The sequence below is a fragment of the Armatimonadia bacterium genome, from assembly GCA_039679385.1.
GTDB lineage: Bacteria > Armatimonadota > Zipacnadia > Zipacnadales > JABUFB01 > JAJFTQ01.
Genome location: JBDKVB010000067.1, coordinates 56898 through 75846 on the forward strand (window position 1 = coordinate 56898; position 18949 = coordinate 75846).

The window sequence follows — 18949 nt, forward strand, 5'->3', positions numbered from 1 at the left end:
CTACTGATGACGCTGCACAGAGGTTGTGAGTTCGGCAGTCGCTAGCTGATGGGGCGCGGGGTCAGGTCAGTCCTTGTCCGCAGCAGGCGTGTTCGTCAGCAGCACTTCGGCGATGTCGCCCAGCTTGTCGCCCTTCTCGGTGCACAGCGTCAGCATGCCCTTCGTGGCACCGGTCGGAGGCGTTGCCGTGAGCTTCAGGACCACCGACTTGGCCGGCGAGACCTTGAGGGGTGGCACCGAGGACGGCAATGACTTGCCGGCGCCGTCGCTGAAGGTCAGCTCAACCTGGCCGGAGGCGAAGACGCCGAACTCGCCGCTCACCACGATCTGCTTGCCCTTCCAGGCAGCGGCCGGGAAGGTCTTGAGGGCGGCGACCGAGGTGATCTTGAGCGTCGGGCCGCCGACCTGGGCACAGTGCCAGTCGAGGTCGAAGCTGCACTCCTCACCGGGTGCGAGCTTCTTCAGCGGTGCCAAGGTCTCGAGTTCCATGTAGGGTACGTCCGCCGAGGACTGGGTGAAGACCTCCGTCGTGCTGCCCTGATCGGGGTACTCTGCGCCAGGGGTGACGGTGTAGGTCTGGGCGAAGGTGAAGCCGTGGAGCTCGTCGACGTAGGTGGCCCAGCCGGCATCGGAGTCCGTGCCGATCTTGCCGACCTTGCCGCCGTAGCTGGTCTGGAGGATACGACCGTTGGCGATCTTGGTCCACTGATCGGTCTTCTCGGCGATCAGGTAGCAGAATCCGTCGGCGTGGGCGCTCTTCGGATTCAGGGGGATATAGACGCGGGCCTCGCGGCTGAAGGGCTGACTGGGCTCGAGCTGCCCGGGTACCTGGCAGATGCCCCAGATGCTCCAGGTGAGCTCGCGCTGGCTGATGTTGCGGAAGGTCTCGTGGATCTGCAGACTTGTGCTGCCAGCGGAGAGGGCCAGTTCGCGAGTGAGCTGCAGGCCGGTGACCGGGTCCTCAGGGCTCGTCATGGTGATGCGGACGGTCGGGCCTGAGGACGTCAGGATCTTGCCGGACCAGCGAGCCGCCTCAAGCTGGCTGCCCAGGGGATCGGGAGGTCCGCCCCATTTGGACTGGGGTGCCGGCCAAGTCTTGTAGCCGCCGAAGTTGTGCCACTTGCGCTCCGCGGCCGTCTTGGGTGGTTCGTAGAGCTTGCCATACTCCGCGGGGTTGGTCCAGATGAAGGGATGCGACCCGAGGCGGTACTCCATCACACGACCGCCGATGTCGGGAACGGCAACGACGGTGACGAGGCCGTTGGTGAGCTGATAGGCCTTCCAGCCCTGGTAGTCGGTCTCGGTGGCCTTGGCCTCAGGAGCCGCAACCGCCTGTGAGGCATCGCCATAGCCGCCGCCGATGGTCGGGCGGGAGTCTGCATCAGGACGCATCTGCTGAACACCTGCCCCGCAACCCAGGAGCGAGAGAAGGGTGAAGGATAGACAGACCAGGCTCAAGCCGTAGCGGAAAGCCATTGCAAGGCGCCTCCGGGTACATCATGGTCATTCCTTGAGATTCTACGACCGGGGGAGTTGCCCGTCAAGCACGGTGCCTGCGTCACCTGCAACCGACCTGTGGGGTACTCGCCAATCGGCGGGATTGTGCTATAATCCGCGCAATGACACCGGGAGCGCAGGATGTGCAACCCTGTGGTGCGCTGGGAGTGCTTGGGGGAACCTTCGACCCCATTCATCTCGGGCACCTGATTCTGGGCGAGCAAGTACGCGAGCAACTCGGGCTCGATCGCGTGCTGTTCGTGCCGAGTGCACGGCCTCCCCATAAGCTGCGGGACCGCCTAGCGGACGCAGAGCATCGTCTGGCAATGGTGGAGTTAGCCGTTGCCTCGAATCCGCGCTTTGAGGTGTCGCGCAGGGAACTAGATCGGATCGGACCCTCTTATACTATAACGACGATCAAGGAACTGCGTTCCCAGGGTCATGAACAGGTCTACTTCGTGCTGGGAGCCGATGCCGTCCTGGACCTGATGTCCTGGCGCGAGCCCGATGAGTTGCTGCGGGTGTGTCAGGTCGTTGCGGCGGCACGCCCGGGGTTCGATCTGGGACGGATCCCGCGGGCCCTCGGGGCTGAGCGTGCAAGTCGAGTGCGGGTGCTGGACATCCCGCAGATTGACATATCCTCCACGGACCTTCGCCAGCGGGTGGCGGCCGGTCGCAGCCTTCGGTATCTTGTGCCGGACGCCGTTGGAGACTACATCGCCGAAAAGGGACTGTACCGCGCCGGCGCCGACCAGGACAACTGACAGGCCGGCGCGGCTTGGACAGTTGACGGGAAGGCCCGCCCAAACCATGCGACGAGGAACGGGGCTTGTTGACGTCACGTTGTGTCTGTTCGCAGCGGTTCTGGCGGTTGCCGGGACGCTGGGCGTTCGTGACGCCCTGGGAAAGGCGCCCGTGGCAGAGCCGGGGCAGATGCCCTATCTGCTGACCCCACCGAGTATCGCGCCGGGCATTGGCGGTCCGATCAGCGTCCTGCTCATCGGGGCCGATGACCGCAAGGACCGGGGCCGATCCGACACGCTCATTGTGGCCTACGTGAACCCGAAGGTCGGGCGTGCAGCGCTGCTTTCCATCCCCCGTGATACGCGTGTGGAGATCCCGGGGCATACCCGGACCAAGATCAACCACGCCTATCGTTTTGGCGGCGTGCCGCTGGTGCGACAGACGGTGGAGGGACTGCTTGGAGAGTCGCTGCCGCGGTACGCAAAGCTCGACTTCGAGACCTTCAAGCGGGTGGTGGATGTCCTCGGTGGGGTGACCCTCAAGGTCGAGGACGTGGAGGGTCACGGCCGGGGCATGAACTACGACGACAACTGGGACGGCCTGCACATCCACCTGAAGCCAGGGACCCAGAAGCTCAACGGCGAAAAGGCGATGGGGTTCGTCCGCTACCGGCGTGACGGGGACCTTCAGCGTGGAGCACGACAGCGGCAGTTCCTGCGGGCCATGGTCGAGCAGCACGTCAGGGCCAGCAACATGTTCCGTCTGATACGGGCCGCACGTGTGATCACCAGCCGCATGGACACGAACCTGCCGACTGCGGAGGCCGTGCGGCTGGCGGTGACCCTGCGACGCATCTCGCCGGACCGGATCATGACGGCGGCGCTGCCGGTGAAGCCGGCTCCCTCTCACGGCGTGTACTACAGCGAGGTCGAGGAGAGCCAGGCGCAGGCACTGCGGGAGCAGATGAGGCAGTTTGTGGCCGGCCAGACACAGGTTGCCGCCGGTGGAGATGAGCTATCGGCACCCGTGAACCGCGCCAGGGCTGAGCGACCAGAGGCGGAACTCAAGGCCTGTCGCGTGGCGATCTTGAACGGCACTGGAACGCCGGGAATCGGGAAGTCGGCGGGCGAGCAACTGCGGCGTGGGGGCGCTGTGGTCACTTCCACCGGCAACGCTCAGAAGTTCGACTATCTGCGGACCGAGATCCGCTACCATGTAGGGACCCGCCAGGCAGCCGAGGAGGTCAAAGGGCTGCTCGGCACGCCCTTTGCAGCCGTTGAAGAGGACGACAAGTTCGACGCACCCGGAGCGGCGAACATCATGGTGACGCTGGGTAAGGACTTCCGTCCCCATTAGCCGCGACGGCATCTGACTGGACCAAGAGCCGCGAAGAGGCATCACAGGCCCCAAGGAGGGACAATCTGAACCCGGATCCCCTGGAAAAAGCAATGCTGATCGCTCAGGGCATGGAGAAGCGCCGAGCACTCGAGGTGATGGTGCTCGACATGCGCGAACTGATGGCGATCACTGACTATTTCATTCTCTGCCACGGGCGCTCGCATACCCATGTGGAGGCCATCGGCTCGTCCGTGGAGGAGTACATGGAGGAGCACGGCCTTCGCCCCGACCACCGAGAGGGAGGTCGTGGGGCTCGCTGGCTCATTCTGGATTACGGCAGCGCGGTGGCTCACGTGTTCACCGAGGAAGCGCGAGACTTCTACGACCTGGAGCGGCTGTGGGAAGACGCCCCGGTAGTGGAGCATGTCTCGCTTGACAGTGCCGCTGAGATGCCGTCGGAGGAGAGCTGAACTACCGGCCAGATCGCGGGCTGCTCAAGACGGACTGTCGGTAGAAGGGGACCGACGCCGAGGGAACCCTTGACAGGCAGGCGTCGCGACAGGATACTTGGTTGCTCGGCCGTTCACAGGAGCCGCGGGTTTGGCACCGTGCCGGTAAGGGCGCGGTCAGACGAGGGAAGCCATGGATGACGCCGACTGCCTGGACGGAGAGCTTCAGCCCGACGAGATGGGGCGACTGTTCGAGACGGTGCGCCGGGAGCTTTTCCTGGGGCGAACCAGTCTGGCAGCCCAGGCTGCCCAGGAACTGTTAGGCTCTCACCCGGACTCAACCACTGCTCATGAGCTCATGGGCGACGTGCTTGCGGCGCAGGGGAAGCGCTCGCAGGCCAAGGAAGAGTACCGCAAGGCCCTGGACCTGGAGCCCGCGAACGCAGATGCGGAGCGCAAATGGGCGCAGGTGATGCTGATCCTCGGCGAGGCCAACCGGACCCGCGCGCTACTGGAGAGCGGCCGGTATGAGGAGATTCGCGGGGCGGTTCACAAGGATCCGGGCGGCGCGGCGATCCGCTCGATGTTCTTCCCCGGCCTCGGGCAACTGTACAACGGCGAGTATGAGAAGGGGATCGTGACCGTTCTGGTCGGGCTCCCCTTGTTTGGCTTGGCCCTGTGGGGGATCGTCGCCTGCCTTGCCTCGGTGTTCCCCAGCAGCCCTGAGCCCATGACGGGCTTTGACCTTGCGCTGGCCCTCACGGGCATCTTTGGCTACGGCGTCTTGCTGGTCTGGAGCGCCTGGGATGCATGGCAAGGCGGCGGCACGAAGAAGCAGGAGGGACCCCAGGAACCTCCGCGGCCTTAGTCAGGGCACATCTGCCGGGACTATGGAACGCCGGGCCCTCATATCACTCCGGGCGCCAGTGTGGCACGCCTGTCTGTCAGGAAAGACCGTGGGAGTACGAATGCCAGGATACGGCAAGACAGCGCCGCGGCCGGCTTCAGAGTCGGGAACCGCGACGAGCTATGGACTTTCCGAGGTGGAGAGGACAACCTGCGCGGGTTCTGCGCGGGTTGAGGACTGCGCCAACAACCCCTTCGCGAGTTGCTGGGCGCGGTACTATGACCGTCTCCTGACGGCCCCGCTGATCGGCGCGATCCGTCACAGTGAGGAGCGGACGCTTGCCGACCTCATGGCGCAGACGGTTCAGCCCACCGATCACGTGTTGGAGATCGGTCCGGGAACGGGGCACTACACGGTGTCGCTGTGTCAGCAGGCCGCACAGGTAACGGCGGTGGAGCAGTCGGCGGAGATGCTCAGTCTGCTGGACAAGAGGCTGGAGGGTGTGGGGGCGACCAACTGCACGATGATTCGCGACGATTTCCTGCGCGTCGGTTTCGACGAGACCTTCGACGTTGTGGTGCTGATGGGGGTGCTCGACTACGTGACAGAGCCTGCGGAGTTCCTGTCTGAAGCGGCCGCACTGGCCCGTCGTGCGCTGATCTTCACGACCCCGTTCTGTGGGTTCCTCGCCAAGGTACACCGCACGTGCAACCGCCTGCGTGGAGTCGCCATCTCGACGTACACCCCCGGGCGCATCCGTTCGTACCTTCCCGACTTCGACGTGGACATCCAGGAGACAGGCCGCTGCAGTCGTTTGTGGCGGGGCATGACCCTGGCTTGCCAGGCAGTGCGTAGCTGATGGAGCATTTCTACACGACCTTGCTGGTGTGGGCCCAAGCCCATGGGATGAAGGCCGTCTTCGTGTTCATGGCGGTCGAGAACCTCGGCGTGCCCTGGCCGACGGAGGTCGGGTTCGTCGCCGCCCAGGGGCTTATCCGCGCGAAGGCTGTAAGCTACTGGTGGGCGTACGCGGTCATCACCCTGGGCCACCTCTTCGGCGCGGGCGTGTCCTACTACATAGGCCGCGCAGGCGACAGCGCCTTCGCACGGCACTTCACCCACAGCCCTCGCCTGATGCGCGCCCGCGACAAGCTCCAACACTGGTATGAACGCTACGGGCCCTTCACCCTCCTGTTCGGGCGTCTCGTGGGCCAGGTGCGGCCCTGGGCCTCCATCGTCGCGGGAATGGCTCGTGTGCCCCAGCCGACCTTCTGGCTCTGGACCATCATTGGCTCGCTCGTCTACAGCGCCCTTGCCATGTGGATGACCGCCTGGGGCTGGGGACTGTGGGAAAAGTACCCGCAGCTACGGACACCCGGCGTCGCTGGTGTGCTGCTGGTCTTCTACGGTGTGGCGCTGTACGCCGTCACGGTGAAGCTTGTGCAGCGCGCCAAGCGCAAGAAGGCAGCAGCCAAGGCCCTACAGGAGAGCGCCACGGAGGACGAACCCGCGGAGTCAGCCAAGAGCGAGATGGAGTAACCTGCCGCGGCAGTCACTGGCCTGGCTTTCCGTACCAGACCTGCATCATAGGCAAGACGTGCTGATCTGGAGGCAATCGTGAATATCCTGTTCATCGCCATCGACACGCTGAGGGCGGACCGGCTTGGCTGCTATGGTCACAGCCGCCCCACAAGCCCGCACCTGGATCGCTTTGCCCAGCAGGGCGTGGTGTTCGAGGAGTTCATCGCCCCGCACATCCCCACCCATCCGGGCTACACCACGATGTTCACCGGCGTGGATGTGTTCAGTCACCAGGTGGTCACCCAGGGCAGCAAGGTGGAGCTGCCGGAGAGCATCAAGACGCTCCCCCAGATCCTGCAGGAGCGAGGGTACTTCACCGCCTCAGCCTGCAATCTGGGCCGCTGGTTCCACCGGGGCTACGAGGTGAAGGAGAGCTACCGCTGGAGCGCCGATCCAACCCAGTCCTGGCGCAAGGCGGAGGCCGTCAACGAGGCGGCCTTCCGGGTTCTGGATGCCTGCGAGGGTCAGGACAAGCCCTGGTTCGCCTTCCTGCACTACTGGGACCCGCATACCCCGTACCTGCCGCCCGCTCCCTTTGACCGCATGTTCTACCACGACGACCCAACCGATGAGCGTCACACCAGCGCCCTGGAGATGATGACGAACTACCCGGCCTTCCAGTACTACTTCGACACCTGGATGCCCGGCACTCGTGACGTGGAGTTCCCGAAGGCGCAGTACGATGCCGCCATCGCCTACTGCGACGCCTGTCTGGCGAAGCTCTTCGATCGGCTGGAGAGCATGCCCGGGATCGAGGACACACTGATCCTGCTCACCGCCGACCATGGCGAGGAACTCGACGAGCACGAGATGTGGTTCGACCACCACGGCCTGTACGACACCAACCTGCATATTCCGCTGCTGATGGCCTACCCGAACCGGTTCCCGTCCGGGCTGCGTCTCGGCGGTCTTGCCCGCCATCTTGACCTGCCCGTGACGATCCTTGATCTTGCCGGCGAGAGCGATGCGGCCGCGGAGAACGGGATGCAGGGCACGAGCCTGGTGCCGCTGATCGATGCGCGGAGTCATGCCGGGACCTGCGATGAGGTGTACATCACCGAGAATGCCTGGATGAAGAAGCGCGGCTTCCGCACGAAGACCTGGAAGTTCGTCGAGTGCCTGTACGATGAGCTGCACAAGCGGCCGCCCTATGAGCTGTACCACCTCACGACCGATCCCGGTGAGCAGCACAATCTGGCCGAGGAGTGTCCTGAGGTGCTCGAGGGCTTCAAGCAGCGGCTGCGCAAGCACATCGACAAGCGCATGGCGGAGACCGGCAACCCCGATCCGCAGAGCTACCAGGACATCACCCTGACGCAGGTCGGGAGCAACGTCAAGGTGGCTGTGCCGGAGAACCAGATACTCCAGAAGGACTAGGTCCGGCCGCAACATCGGCTTCGTAGTCCCGAGGGCTCGCAGGCGATAGTCTTGCGAGCCCTTCTTCGTTCTGTGGGGCCCTGGTGGAGCAGTGCCTCGGTCGAGGCACCTGGTCAACGAGATTCGTCCCGTTCCCCCCTTGACAAGAGGGCGCGGGACCACTATAGTATTTTAGAAATTACTAAACAGGTGAACGACCGATGGACCCACGGGTCTTCGAGATGCAAGCCAACCTCTGTAAGGTCTTCTCCCACCCGAAGCGGCTGCAGATCCTGTGCCTGCTGAAGGACGGCGAGAAGTCCTTCTCCGAGCTCCAGGAGGCTACGGAGCTGTCGAAGGCCAACCTGTCACAGCACCTGACGATCCTGCGCGAGCGGGATGTACTGCTGGCGCGGCGTGATGGTCAGCAACTCTTCCTCTCGGTGGCCAACCCCAAGATCACCGCTGCCTGCGAGCTGATGCACGAGGTGCTCTGCGAGCAGATCCAGGAGCGCCGACAGGCCACGGGTGTGTAGCCCACGCCCACGGTCCTCTTCTGTTTCCCTGCGTGTTAAGCTGTTGCGCAACTACTATATGAGGTGACGCCCATGGCACACTCCCCCAGCGAGACAAAAGGCGGCTTCAACTACCACGAGTGGATCTGGTTGGTGTTGCTCGTAACGATCGGCGGCGGTTGGTTCTACCCCTGGCTGGGTCTTGCCGTTGCCTTCTGCTTCCTCGGCGCAGTCGTATCCGGGGCCTTCGTGGGGCGCAAGTGGTGCGGGAAGCTCTGTCCCCGTGGCAGCTTCAACGACCACCTGCTGAGCCGCCTGGTGCCGAAGAGGCACATGCCCGGCTGGGCCAAGCACCCGGCGACGCGGATTGGTGTTCTCGTGGTCATGATGACCGTCCTCGCGATCAGGGTCCCGGCGGCCTGGGGTGACTGGAACGCGGTCGGTCGGGTCTTCTGGGTGTTGCTCGTGGTGACGACGGCAGTCGGCATTGCCGTCGGGCTCTTCACGCACCAGCGAGTGTGGTGCCAGGTCTGCCCGGCGGGGACCATGGCAAGCTGGATCGGTAGACTGCGGCGCCCCCGGCTGAAGCTTGACGAGAGCTCCTGCAAGAGCTGCAACGTCTGCGCAAAGGCCTGCCCGATGGCCCTGACCCCGGTTGAGGTTGCTCGTGGTGGCGAGGGAGCTGCCGACTGCCTCAAGTGCAGCGGCTGTGTCGCGAAGTGTCCCGTGGGTGCGCTCACCTTCAAGGAGAGCTGTGCGCTGAATCCGGAAACCGACCAGGAGGCGAAGGTTGCATGAAGACGCTAACTACGCTCACCGGAGCGCTGCTGTTGGTTGCCCTGATACCCGCTGCCAAAGCCACGCCGTGGTACACTCAGGATCCCCGGACCTTGCCGCAAGGCGGCTGGCGGGTTGAGGCGCACGTGCTGTACTCGGAGGTGGACAACTCCCTGGTCGACGGCGACAAGGGCCCGCTGCCAGGCGGAGTGACCGATGCCTCGGCGCTGGTGCTGCACAAACGGTTCCGCTACGGCCTCAGGGACGACTTGACCGTGTTTGTGGATGTGCCCTACGTCTCGAAGCGAGTGCACTTCGCCGACGGCGCAGTGAGGGACAACTCAGGGCTTGGCGATCTCAACCTCCTGGCCAAGTACAAGTACTCGGAGGACAAGAAGGCCGGCGAACGGAAAGCCGTCGCCCTCTTCTACAAGACCCATACAGGTGACTACCGTGGTCTTTCGGGGCTGCTGGCGACGGGAACCGGTCAGGACAACCTTGGGCTGCTGCACCTGTGGGAGTGGGACCGCGCGGATACGAACTGGTACGCGAACCTCGGCTACGTGTGGACCGGCGAGCGCAAGGACAACCACAAGAACGGTGGCGACCTGGTGCTGTTCAACCTCGCGACGGAGCACTCGCTGGGCAAGACGAGCCCCTGGCGACTCGTCGGGGAGCTCAACGGCCAGTATGAAGGCAACGGGAAGCAGGCAGGCGCGCCTGTTGCCGGGAGTGGCCCGACGGTGATCTCGGTCACGCCCGGAGTTCAGTACGCTGAGAAGCGCGGGAAGACGGCCACAACCTGGGAGGCCGGAATCCAGGTTCCGGTGGTGAAGCGCGGCGACTTGCCGGCCCTGCAGGACTACCAGCTCTACCTGGGTACCTACACCGTATTCTAGCGCACCGCCGGCACCTCCCAGCGCAGACCTTTGCAGGCGCCCCGGAACCCTCGTGGCTTCCGGGGCGTTACGTTTGTTGGCATGCACAGCACCTCGCTGCGGAAACCCAAGGCACAGCGACGACGCCCGGGGTCAGTCTCCCCGGTGCGTCTCCTTGTTCTGTTCCTGTGGCTGGTCGCCGTACTGGGCCCGCTTGGGCTATCGCCCGGCATCGGCCACAACCACTCAGAACAGACTGCCGAGGACAGCCACTGCATCGCCTGCATGGCGCTGCGCTCGGGCTTCGAACCGACTGCGCCCTGCACCGTACCAGTCGTCACGGTCCTATGCCGCCCCCTGGCCGCACCGGCGACTGTAGCAACTCCGACCCGAGACACCTTCGGTCCGCGTCTCACTCGCGGCCCTCCCTGCGTCACCTCCTCCAGCATCTAGCCGTAACCAGGCCCGTGGTTTCCCACGGAGCCGCCCATATGCACGTGCACTCATCCCACTGGAGGTGACGTTCTGTGCTGCATCAGAACCGTCGGAACCGTCGTGCCTTCACCCTTATCGAACTCCTGGTAGTCATTGCCATCATCGCCATCCTCGCGGCCATCCTGTTTCCCGTCTTCGCACGGGCCCGCGAGAAGGCTCGTCAGACAAGCTGCCTGAGCAACCTGAAGCAGATTGGTCTAGCGCTGATGATGTACTGCCAGGACAACGACGAGACGTACCTGCGGGTCGCCCGGGTACGGTATGACCAGAGCGGAAGCTGGGACACCGAGGTGTTCGCACCGTGGCGGCAGCCGCTCGAGCCCTACATGAAGAACAAGCAGGTGTTCTACTGCCCGTCGAAGTCCAACCGGAGCACGTACACTGCCAACGATGACACTGACTACGTGCTCAACGGCTACTTTGCCTGCGCCACACCGATGACGTACTTCCCGAGCCCTTCGGAGACGATCTGCTTCGGCGAGAGAAGCAACAACCCGGTTGACGCCGGAGACCTGGACTTCTGCAAGTACATCACCTACAGCCCCTGGGAGGCGGACTGCTTCTGGCCGCACCTGTGTACTGACCGGCACAACGAAGGAGCCAACTACGCCTTCGCCGACGGCCACGCAAAGTGGATGAAGAGGGAGCAGACGCTGTCGCCCAGAAACATGCACGAGCCGGGGTCCTAGTTGCGACCGGCAAGGAACCAGTGAATCGGAAGGGGGCAGCCCAGAAGGGCTGCCCCCTTTTCGTTGTGTTGCTGCGGCGGAGCTTGCGGCGTAGACCAACCTACTTCTTGGGCAGTGTGTAGCTGTACAGGTGGGAGCTGTTGCCGAAGTAGATTCGACCGTCCAGATAGTCGCCGCCGATCGTGACGGGGACCGGAGACTCTGCGAGCATAGTGATCTGGAAGGAGCCGGGCTCGATCCTCGCGATGCCCTTGATGAACAGCAGGTAGATCGACCCATCCGGGGCCTTGACGAAGGCGCGGGTGCCCTGCTGGGACAGCGTCGGGCCGAACTTGGCGCTGACGTCCTCATCGTACACCACGCTGCGCTTGGCCGGATCGAAGACGAAGAAACGGCGCTGGTCGGCGATCCCGTAGACGAGACCGTCAGGCGCCATAGTCATGTCGATGTAGTTGCGTGCACCCGGGAAGACCGGGGCATGCCAGTCGAGCTTCTTGGTGGCCATGTCCAGGATGTAGAGCTCAGCCTGCGAGGCCTTGACCTCGCCGCCGGTTCCGGCCGCAATGGTGGTACCGCCCAGGAGCTTGCCGTCGGGCAGCGCAACGAGGCTCATTGTCGAGAGTTCCGGGATGATGTCGGTGTGCTCGAGCAGCACGCGGGTCTTGGTCTCGCGATCCCAAAACAGCAGTCCGCCGCCGGTGTACCCGTACTGCGGTGTGCCGCCCATGATGATTGTCTTGCCGTCGGGATGAGCCAGCAGCGCATGCGGACGGTGGATGGTCGGGGTGCAGTCGGTCAGGAACTGCGGGTTGCAGCCGTCCTTGCCCTTGACCGTCGGCACCCAGGGCTTGGTCGGGTCCCACTCGAGCAGGAAGCCGCCGCCATAGCCGCCGATGAAGAACCTGTCGCCCTGCATGACCACGGTGTTGTCCTGGCCGTAGGTGGCCTGGTTCATCCACGCGTCGGTTTTCGGGTTGTAGCTGAAGGTGCGCATCGGGAAGGCGGTGCCACCACTGATGGTGCCGTCCGGCGCGGCTGCGACGCCCATGATGTGGGCGCCTTCGCTGGTGTAGTCGAAGGGCACGCTGTTGGTCTTCTTCGTCTTGGCATCCTCGACGGTGAGCATGCGGTTCACAAGGTCGCAGTTCACCAGCTTGCTGCCATCGGGGAAGTTGCGGTAGAAGAGGCCCTGGCTGTCGGTGATGATGGGCTTGGGCGTGATCTTCGCAGGCTTCTCGATGCGGGTGCCCACGCCCTTGTAGAGCTCGTACCATCCATCCGCAGCGCCCGGGAGAGCTGCACCATATACCTTGCCGTTGACGTCACGGCACACGTAGGCATTGCCCCGCTTGCGCTCGGCTTCGGGCAGGATCGGCGTGCCCTTCCCGGTGCTGGGATCGAAGGCGATGATCTGGCTGGCGGTGTTCCCGAGGCCGAAGTAGACGTACCCCTGGTCATCGGCGGCTACGAAGCGCTGGTACTGGGCCCAGTTCTGCTTGTAGACGAGGCCATAGTCCTTGAACTCGCGCGTCTCGGGATTGAAGGAGACAACACCGCTGTTGGGGTACGTGACGGACCAGATGGTGCCCTTGTCATCCTCGGTCATGCCCATGGCCATCTGCGGCGTGGTCTTGGAGAAGAAGGTGAACTCGCGCTTGACTGGATCGAACTCGCTAAAGTAGCTGTTGAAGTGGGTGTAGTACTTGTTCTTGCTCGACAGAAGGGAGGAGTAGGGGCAGTCGCCGCCCGGCGGGAAGGGGACCTTGAATTCCTCGCTCTTGCCCGTCTGGGCATCGATCATAAGCAGGGCGTAACCACCACGGAAGTCGAACAGCCAGACGAGCACCACGTTGCGGCCTTCGCCGTCGACGGTTGACACGGTTCCACGGTGGTTGCTGATAGGCGTCGCGACACCGTGATGCAGGAAGCCGTTGCCAAGGTCTTCGGTGACTGCGAGAGCGGCCTGAGTGAGGGCGAGCAGAAGCGGCACACTGACGATGAGCAACAGTCGGTTGGCACTTGCGTCCATGAGCGTCCTCCGTGCGCATAGCAGCAGATCGCCGTCGGCCCTGGGCCTTCGGCGTGCAGAGCGGATGAACGCTTCTTCCCCGCCCGAGGGATGTTGACCTGCCGCCCGTGCCGGGTTGCTCGGCCCGGCGCGGTAACTGTCACAGGACCCGGGAAGGGCATGGGGGCTTCAGCGGGGAAGTGGATCACATATGGAGGTGCAACATGATGATAGCTCTACTGATAGCGGCGTGCGGTCTCGCCGCCGCCGACACACCGCAATTGTTGTTCACCAAGTCAGAACTCCCTGCCATCCAAGCCCAGACGCGGGAGCCCAACTGCGCGAAGGTCTGGGCTGAGATACTGACACGGGCCAACGCCATCACAGACAAGTCCTTGCCGGACTACGTGTCCCCAGACAAGGTCGATGCACCGCCGAAAGGCGAGGTGCGTGTTGAGATCCTCGGGCATCTGCTCGGTCGCCCGCTGACCCAGTGGTTCGAGACTCTCGGCTTCGCCTACCAAATCACGGGGGACGAGCGATACGGTCGACACGGGGCTGCTCTGCTTGTTGAGGCCGCCCGACGGCTGCCGGTGACCGATCCGCGCATCGACAAGGGTTTCGCCGGCGCCAAGGGTGACATCATGCGGGCCTTCGCCCTCGGTTACGACTGGTTGGGCGAGATGATGACCCCCGAGGAGCGCAGGATCGTTGAGAACACCTGCGCCGGGTACGTTCGCCGAATTCTCGCTGATGCCGAGAACCCACGGTCCTGGTGGGTGCCGCACCACAACTTCATGGGCGTTGCCGTCGGGGCTGCCGGACTGCTTTCCCTCGACCTGCAGCAGGCTTTTCCCGAGGAGGCACCGGGGTGGCTCCAGAAGTGCACCGCAATCACCAGTCGCTGGTTCGATGAAGGCTTCGACGAACAGGGAGCCTACTACGAAGGCACGGGCTACGGGCTCTATGGTCTCTCGAACGGCACACTGTTCTGCGCAGCCCTGAAGCACTGTGGCGGCCCGGACCTGCTCAACCATCCGCGGATTCGGCGCGTCCCGGAGTTCTACGCCCAGTCCCTGCTCCCGGGCGAGAACATCTTCGAGGCTCGCAATGATGCCAACTACGACGCCATCGGCGATCCGGCTATGCGCTACATCGCCGGAGACCTGGACAATGGCCTCGCGCAGTGGCTGTGGGAGACCTGCGGGAGCTCAGGCTCGCCGGTGCGCATCATCTTCGAGAAGGGGCCTGCTCCGGCGCCGGTATCGCCTGTTGCCGCCAAGCTGCCTTTGGCTGAGCACTTCGTCGGCCGAGGTCTGTGCGTCTTCCGCACCGGCTGGTCCAAGGACGATGTGATGTACAGCATCGAAGCAGGCCCCTACTACCGGACCACCCACAACCAGGGCGACAAGGGGCACTTCGGGTTCTATGGTCTGGGTCACCGCTGGGCGATCGACTCGGGCTACGGGAACAATCAGATTCCCGACGGCAGGGCCCAGACTGCAGCGCACAACTGCGTCATGATCGACGGCAAGGGTCAGGCGCTTTCGGGTGCCGGTGCCGGGACCAACGGCACGATTGACGCCTTCGAGGACAACGCGACGGCCGGGTATGCTCTCGCCAACTGCACGGAGGCCTACAACCGCAACGTCGGAGGGCAACCGGGCGCTGGAGCGAGGCGCGCCCTGCGGCACTCACTGTTTGTGCGGCCCTATGACGGTGCGCCGGCCTACGTCCTGGTCCTCGACGATATCCAGAAGGACGACGCCGACCATGACTACACCTGGATGATGCACACTGCACCGCAGAACATCGTGGCGCTGCAGCCCTGGGGTGCCGTGGTTGCCCAGGAGCCCGACGCCAACCAGTATGTCTGGACGCCGGTTGAGGCGACGGAGCGCGGGGAATGCAACTGGGACGTGAACGTGGCCGAGACCGGCGAGTACGTGATCTGGGCGAAGGTCCGGGCAACCGGTCCCGACCTCTCCAAGACCGACTCCTTCCTGATCCAGATCGACAACGGCCGGATCACCCAGTGGCACACCGGTGCGACCAGCGCCTGGAAGTGGGGTAAGGTGGCCTCCGGCGTCGAGGGTTCGCCGGTGAGCTTCAACCTTCCGGCCGGTCGTCACACGGTGAAGTTCATGACCCGTGAGTCGGGCGCGCAGTTGAGCCGGGTGCTCGTGACCAGGGACGGCGCTGCTCAGCCGCCCTTCACAGCCGAGACCAAGGGTATCTGGCTGGAGACGACCGAGGCAACAGTGAAGGCGCCGATGGAAGTGGTGAGGACGGAGCCGCAGCCGAAGTCGAGCATGAGACTGTACCTGCACGCCTCAGCGCCGATCAGCTTCACCACCGACGCCTATGAAGACCACCTGCGGATCAAGGGCCTCGTGAAGACCGTTGCTCCGGCCTTTGCGGCCCTGCTCGTGGCTCTTCCGCCGCAGATGGCTGCCCCAGAGGTCAGCTTCGCGGACGCCGCCGGCGCTTCGACGCTGACGGTCCGCTGGCCGACTCACACCGACCGCATCCAGTGGCCGCGCCAGGGCACGGAAGTAGGACGCCCGGTGCTCAGCCGCTAGGCAGGTACCAGAGTAGACAAGAACCAGACAGGGCCGCCGGGATCCTCCCAGCGGCCCTGTGTTTTGCTCCGCGACGATCGGCCTCAGTTCTCGGCGTGCTTCCAGGCCCGCACATACTCCACGCTGAAGGTGGAGGGCAGATTCTCGTCCTTCGGCAGGCCGAACCAGTCGGGCATGGTCTCGCTGTCGAAGTTGAGCGTCAGCGGCTGGTGCCAGTGCGTGTTGGGTCCCTTGCGGATCAGGACCCCGTCGATGAAGTACTTGATCTCCTTCTCGTCCCACTCCAACCCGTAGACGTGAAAGCCGGAGTCGAGGTCGAAGGGCGCAATCCACACCCCGCCCACACTCCAGTGCTTGTTCTCCAGCGGCGTGCGGAAGACGTGCACGTTCATGTTGACCTTCCGCTCGTAGCCCGGTGACCGCGCGCCGATCTCAAACACGTCGATCTCCGTCCACCACTCGGGAGTGCCGTCGTAGAACCAGAAGGAACTCGACCCCGCCGAACTCATGGGCCGGGCCTTCACCTCGAAGTAGCCATACTTCACGGTTGTCTTGCTCTTGACCGCGGCGCTGGTGTAGGTGTGATAGCCCTGGTCTTTCGGCATCTCGGGGACTTCCTGCTTGCGCATCGCCAGGTGAAGCTGCCCCTGCGAGACGGTGACATTGTCAGGCCAGAAGAAAGCCGGTTGGCGTCCCTTCCAGCCCGGGTTGTTGGGGTACCACTTCGTCGCGTCCAAGGTGTCGCCGGCGAACTCGTCGGTCATGGGATCGTAGCGAACCCACTTGCCCGCGTTGACCTGATCGGAGAGCGGGTAGGCGTCGGTTGAGGGCTTCACTGCGAGGGCGGCCAGGTCGGGCTTCAGGTCAATCCAGGTGGACTTGAGCACGTCCTTCGAGGGCATGGGCAACACCTCCTGAGCATGGGCGGTTACCGATAGCGCGCATCCCAGCAACATCACGGCAAGGGCAGTCTGACGCCACATGGGCGGTTCCTCCTGCGCAAGCCTGCTACGAGGTCTGTCACTGTGTGTGCAGGATACGCGGGCACTCAGACACCGTCAAGCCCTCAGGCCGACCAGCTCTGGAGGGCTAGAGCAAGGCAAGGGGGAATAGCATACAGTGTTGGCGGTGTGGCACGAGGTGCGGATCCAGCAAGCGTCACTCAGAACGGGACAGGATAGGCTATGTGCGATTCACAGGGATTGATGATCTTCGCAGTGCTGCTGTGCTTGTCGATGGCTGTTGTCGCCCAGGGCGCGTCGATGACCGTCGAGGCCAGCGCCCAGGCAGTGAAGCGTGGAGACCCACTCACCGTGACCTGCAAGGTTGCCGATCGCGTGGAGGGTGACCGCGTAGAGCACTACATGATCTGGACGCAAGGACAGCCGGTGCCCAATCCGCTGCGCGTTGAGGGGCCGAACTGCATCGTCGTCGACGGGAACCGCACCGGGGTTTTCGACCTCGATGTGAGCCTGTGGCAAGATGCGACCTACGTGCTCCACCTGCGTGCCTACTACTACGCCTCCAAGGACGCCGTTCTCCAGCGCACCGACGGCACAGTGACGGTGAAGGTCGCTGGAGGGACGCCGGCGCCTCAGCTTCAGGTGAAGGTAGAGAGTGAGCAGGTGACGGCGGGACAGCCGCTGACGCTCTCGCTGGAACTGCTGAACGGCGAGCGGTACGGCGAGCTCGTGGAAACGACCCTCGTCAACCGCGGCCAGCAACTCACCGACGCTCAGCAGATACCCCTCGACCAGACTGAGGTGGTGGTCGATACCTGGAAGGGGCCGGGGACGCACTCGATCGATACCACCGGCTGGCGAGGACAGGTGCTGCGGTGCCTGGCGATCCAGGCACGCTATCGGGTGGCCGGGCAGGAGCAGACGACTACCTGGACGGGAGCGGTGCCCAGGATCACGGTCATCGCCCCGGTCGCTGCGACCGATCCACGCCTCATGACGTCCTACCGGGGCAGTCGTCCGATCCACCTGATCACGAACGATGCCTACATGAACGCTTTCCCCTACCCCACCTGTCAGTCGTGGCGCAACAACGGTCGCGAGGTGTTCTTCGAATCCGATCGTCCGCGACCCGACGGCACGGTGGTCAAGGGCGAGCGGCAACTGATGATGGCGGACGTCGAGACGGGCAAGCTCACGCATCTGGCGACCCTGGGCGTGGAGGACACCTCGATCTATGGCGAGTTCCACACCGGTGGCTCCAGCCAGTACCACTCGGACTATGCCCCCGGCGCCGATCTGCTGGTCTACTACGACATGAGCAGCCACCACCTGTACACGCTGCGGCCCGGTGGAGCCCCCGTTGAGGTATTCCACGAGACTCAGGGCTACATCGGCGACCCACCGGCGATCTCTCGAGACGCCACCGAGATTCTGTACTACGTCATCTTCCCGGGGCCGAAGCAAAACCGCTACTTCGCCGGGATGACGAGCGCGATCTTCACCTTGCGCATCGACCCGGCAACCGGCAAGGCGGTCGGCGAACCGCACATGGTGTACGCCTATCCCTGGCGCAAGGCACCCTTCACTGACGCGCCACGGACAGCCAACAACTGGATCGGCCTCGACCACGTGCAGTTCTGCCCGACCGACACGAACCGCATCATGTACGCCCACGAGGGAGGCTACTCCCGCAACGGAGAGCCTGAGAACACGCGGGTGTGGCACATCAAGGCCGATGGGAGTGACAACCGGTCGCTCGCGCCGGCCGAGGAGAAGGGCACCTACTACACGCACGAGGTCTACGGCCCGCTGGGGCAGCATGTCTATGCTGTCTGGGGCGGCTCGGTGGCCCGATTTGAGGTGGACAGCGGACGCTTCGAAGCGGTCTACAAGATGGAGCGCCCCCTTGTGGCGGGGCACATTGGCGTGTCACCAGACGAGAAGTGGGTTGCCGCAGACATGCACGCCGGTTTCGGCCTCGACAACGACGGCAACCCGATCGGTGGCCTGTTCCTGGTTGAGACTGCCACGGGGAAGGCCACCTTCCTGGCGGCGTTCCCGGCCGGGCCAGGGCATCCGCGGCACATCCATCCGAACTTCAGCCCGGACGGCACACGCGTGGGCTTCACGATGTCGGACGGACGCGGTGGATCGCAGCTTGCGTATGTGGAGGTCGCCGACCTGGTGAGGCCGTGAGGCCGTTGACTTAGGCTAAGGCCCTGTGGTAGGCT

General features: G+C 64.1%; 17 protein-coding genes. 14 read left to right on the forward strand and 3 right to left on the reverse strand.

What is annotated here, in order from left to right; all coding sequences use genetic code 11:
* Window positions 1–66 precede the first annotated feature (66 nt).
* Window positions 67–1476: a DUF4380 domain-containing protein gene (locus ABFE16_06730; protein ID MEN6344985.1), complete on the reverse strand. Its 1410-nt coding sequence runs from the start codon at window positions 1474–1476 to the stop codon at window positions 67–69.
* Between the two features lie 164 nt (window positions 1477–1640).
* Here ABFE16_06730 and nadD point away from each other — a divergent pair, with 164 nt between their 5' ends.
* From nadD to ABFE16_06790, 12 genes are all read left to right on the forward strand, one after another.
* Window positions 1641–2261, forward strand: coding sequence for a nicotinate-nucleotide adenylyltransferase (nadD, locus tag ABFE16_06735; GenBank protein ID MEN6344986.1), 621 nt, complete (start codon window positions 1641–1643; stop codon window positions 2259–2261).
* Between the two features lie 46 nt (window positions 2262–2307).
* Window positions 2308–3597, forward strand: coding sequence for an LCP family protein (locus tag ABFE16_06740; GenBank protein MEN6344987.1), 1290 nt, complete (start codon window positions 2308–2310; stop codon window positions 3595–3597).
* Between the two features lie 92 nt (window positions 3598–3689).
* A complete protein-coding gene (gene rsfS / locus ABFE16_06745) occupies window positions 3690–4049 on the forward strand; it encodes a ribosome silencing factor (protein MEN6344988.1) in 360 nt (119 codons plus the stop codon).
* A 172-nt stretch (window positions 4050–4221) separates the two neighbouring features.
* Entirely contained in the window at window positions 4222–4896 is a 675-nt protein-coding gene (locus ABFE16_06750) for a hypothetical protein (protein ID MEN6344989.1), read from the forward strand.
* A gap of 175 nt (window positions 4897–5071) precedes the next feature.
* A complete protein-coding gene (locus tag ABFE16_06755) occupies window positions 5072–5734 on the forward strand; it encodes a methyltransferase domain-containing protein (protein MEN6344990.1) in 663 nt (220 codons plus the stop codon).
* Entirely contained in the window at window positions 5734–6414 is a 681-nt protein-coding gene (locus ABFE16_06760) for a DedA family protein (GenBank protein ID MEN6344991.1), read from the forward strand. The genes ABFE16_06755 and ABFE16_06760 overlap by 1 nt, the downstream gene beginning before the upstream one ends.
* Window positions 6415–6492: 78 nt before the next feature.
* Window positions 6493–7833 (forward strand): sulfatase, encoded by a 1341-nt coding sequence (locus tag ABFE16_06765; protein MEN6344992.1) that lies wholly within the window; start codon window positions 6493–6495, stop codon window positions 7831–7833.
* A gap of 200 nt (window positions 7834–8033) precedes the next feature.
* Window positions 8034–8348, forward strand: a complete 315-nt coding sequence (locus ABFE16_06770) for a metalloregulator ArsR/SmtB family transcription factor (protein ID MEN6344993.1) — start codon at window positions 8034–8036, stop codon at window positions 8346–8348.
* 72 nt (window positions 8349–8420) lie between these two features.
* Window positions 8421–9125 (forward strand): 4Fe-4S binding protein, encoded by a 705-nt coding sequence (locus ABFE16_06775; GenBank protein ID MEN6344994.1) that lies wholly within the window; start codon window positions 8421–8423, stop codon window positions 9123–9125.
* On the forward strand, window positions 9122–10003 hold the full coding sequence (locus ABFE16_06780; GenBank protein MEN6344995.1) for a transporter: 882 nt from the start codon (window positions 9122–9124) through the stop codon (window positions 10001–10003). Before ABFE16_06775 ends, ABFE16_06780 begins: the two co-directional genes overlap by 4 nt.
* A 144-nt stretch (window positions 10004–10147) precedes the next feature.
* Window positions 10148–10435 (forward strand): hypothetical protein, encoded by a 288-nt coding sequence (locus ABFE16_06785; protein MEN6344996.1) that lies wholly within the window; start codon window positions 10148–10150, stop codon window positions 10433–10435.
* 74 nt (window positions 10436–10509) lie between these two features.
* Window positions 10510–11166, forward strand: a complete 657-nt coding sequence (locus ABFE16_06790) for a DUF1559 domain-containing protein (GenBank protein MEN6344997.1) — start codon at window positions 10510–10512, stop codon at window positions 11164–11166.
* A gap of 100 nt (window positions 11167–11266) precedes the next feature.
* Here the strand turns inward: ABFE16_06790 and ABFE16_06795 are convergent, their stop codons facing one another.
* Window positions 11267–13195 (reverse strand): hypothetical protein, encoded by a 1929-nt coding sequence (locus ABFE16_06795; GenBank protein ID MEN6344998.1) that lies wholly within the window; start codon window positions 13193–13195, stop codon window positions 11267–11269.
* A 203-nt stretch (window positions 13196–13398) separates the two neighbouring features.
* Here ABFE16_06795 and ABFE16_06800 point away from each other — a divergent pair, with 203 nt between their 5' ends.
* Window positions 13399–15756, forward strand: a complete 2358-nt coding sequence (locus tag ABFE16_06800) for a heparinase II/III family protein (protein ID MEN6344999.1) — start codon at window positions 13399–13401, stop codon at window positions 15754–15756.
* 83 nt (window positions 15757–15839) lie between these two features.
* Here ABFE16_06800 and ABFE16_06805 read toward each other — a convergent pair whose 3' ends face one another.
* Complete coding sequence (locus ABFE16_06805) at window positions 15840–16739, reverse strand: family 16 glycosylhydrolase (protein ID MEN6345000.1); 900 nt, start codon at window positions 16737–16739, stop codon at window positions 15840–15842.
* A gap of 201 nt (window positions 16740–16940) precedes the next feature.
* On the opposite strand from ABFE16_06805, the gene ABFE16_06810 reads away from it, so the two are divergent.
* Window positions 16941–18914 (forward strand): hypothetical protein, encoded by a 1974-nt coding sequence (locus ABFE16_06810; GenBank protein MEN6345001.1) that lies wholly within the window; start codon window positions 16941–16943, stop codon window positions 18912–18914.
* The last annotated feature ends 35 nt before the right edge of the window (window positions 18915–18949 follow it).

Bases quoted from the DNA above. Each gene is read 5' to 3' on its own strand.
- ABFE16_06730 (MEN6344985.1), bottom strand. From the start codon at position 1,476: ATGGCTTTCCGCTACGGCTTGAGCCTGGTCTGTCTATCCTTCACCCTT.
- ABFE16_06740 (MEN6344987.1), top strand. From the start codon at position 2,308: ATGCGACGAGGAACGGGGCTTGTTGACGTCACGTTGTGTCTGTTCGCA.
- rsfS (MEN6344988.1), top strand. From the start codon at position 3,690: ATGCTGATCGCTCAGGGCATGGAGAAGCGCCGAGCACTCGAGGTGATG.
- ABFE16_06750 (MEN6344989.1), top strand. From the start codon at position 4,222: ATGGATGACGCCGACTGCCTGGACGGAGAGCTTCAGCCCGACGAGATG.
- ABFE16_06760 (MEN6344991.1), top strand. From the start codon at position 5,734: ATGGAGCATTTCTACACGACCTTGCTGGTGTGGGCCCAAGCCCATGGG.
- ABFE16_06770 (MEN6344993.1), top strand. From the start codon at position 8,034: ATGGACCCACGGGTCTTCGAGATGCAAGCCAACCTCTGTAAGGTCTTC.
- ABFE16_06775 (MEN6344994.1), top strand. From the start codon at position 8,421: ATGGCACACTCCCCCAGCGAGACAAAAGGCGGCTTCAACTACCACGAG.
- ABFE16_06780 (MEN6344995.1), top strand. From the start codon at position 9,122: ATGAAGACGCTAACTACGCTCACCGGAGCGCTGCTGTTGGTTGCCCTG.
- ABFE16_06795 (MEN6344998.1), bottom strand. From the start codon at position 13,195: ATGGACGCAAGTGCCAACCGACTGTTGCTCATCGTCAGTGTGCCGCTT.
- ABFE16_06800 (MEN6344999.1), top strand. From the start codon at position 13,399: ATGATGATAGCTCTACTGATAGCGGCGTGCGGTCTCGCCGCCGCCGAC.
- ABFE16_06805 (MEN6345000.1), bottom strand. From the start codon at position 16,739: ATGTGGCGTCAGACTGCCCTTGCCGTGATGTTGCTGGGATGCGCGCTA.
- ABFE16_06810 (MEN6345001.1), top strand. From the start codon at position 16,941: ATGTGCGATTCACAGGGATTGATGATCTTCGCAGTGCTGCTGTGCTTG.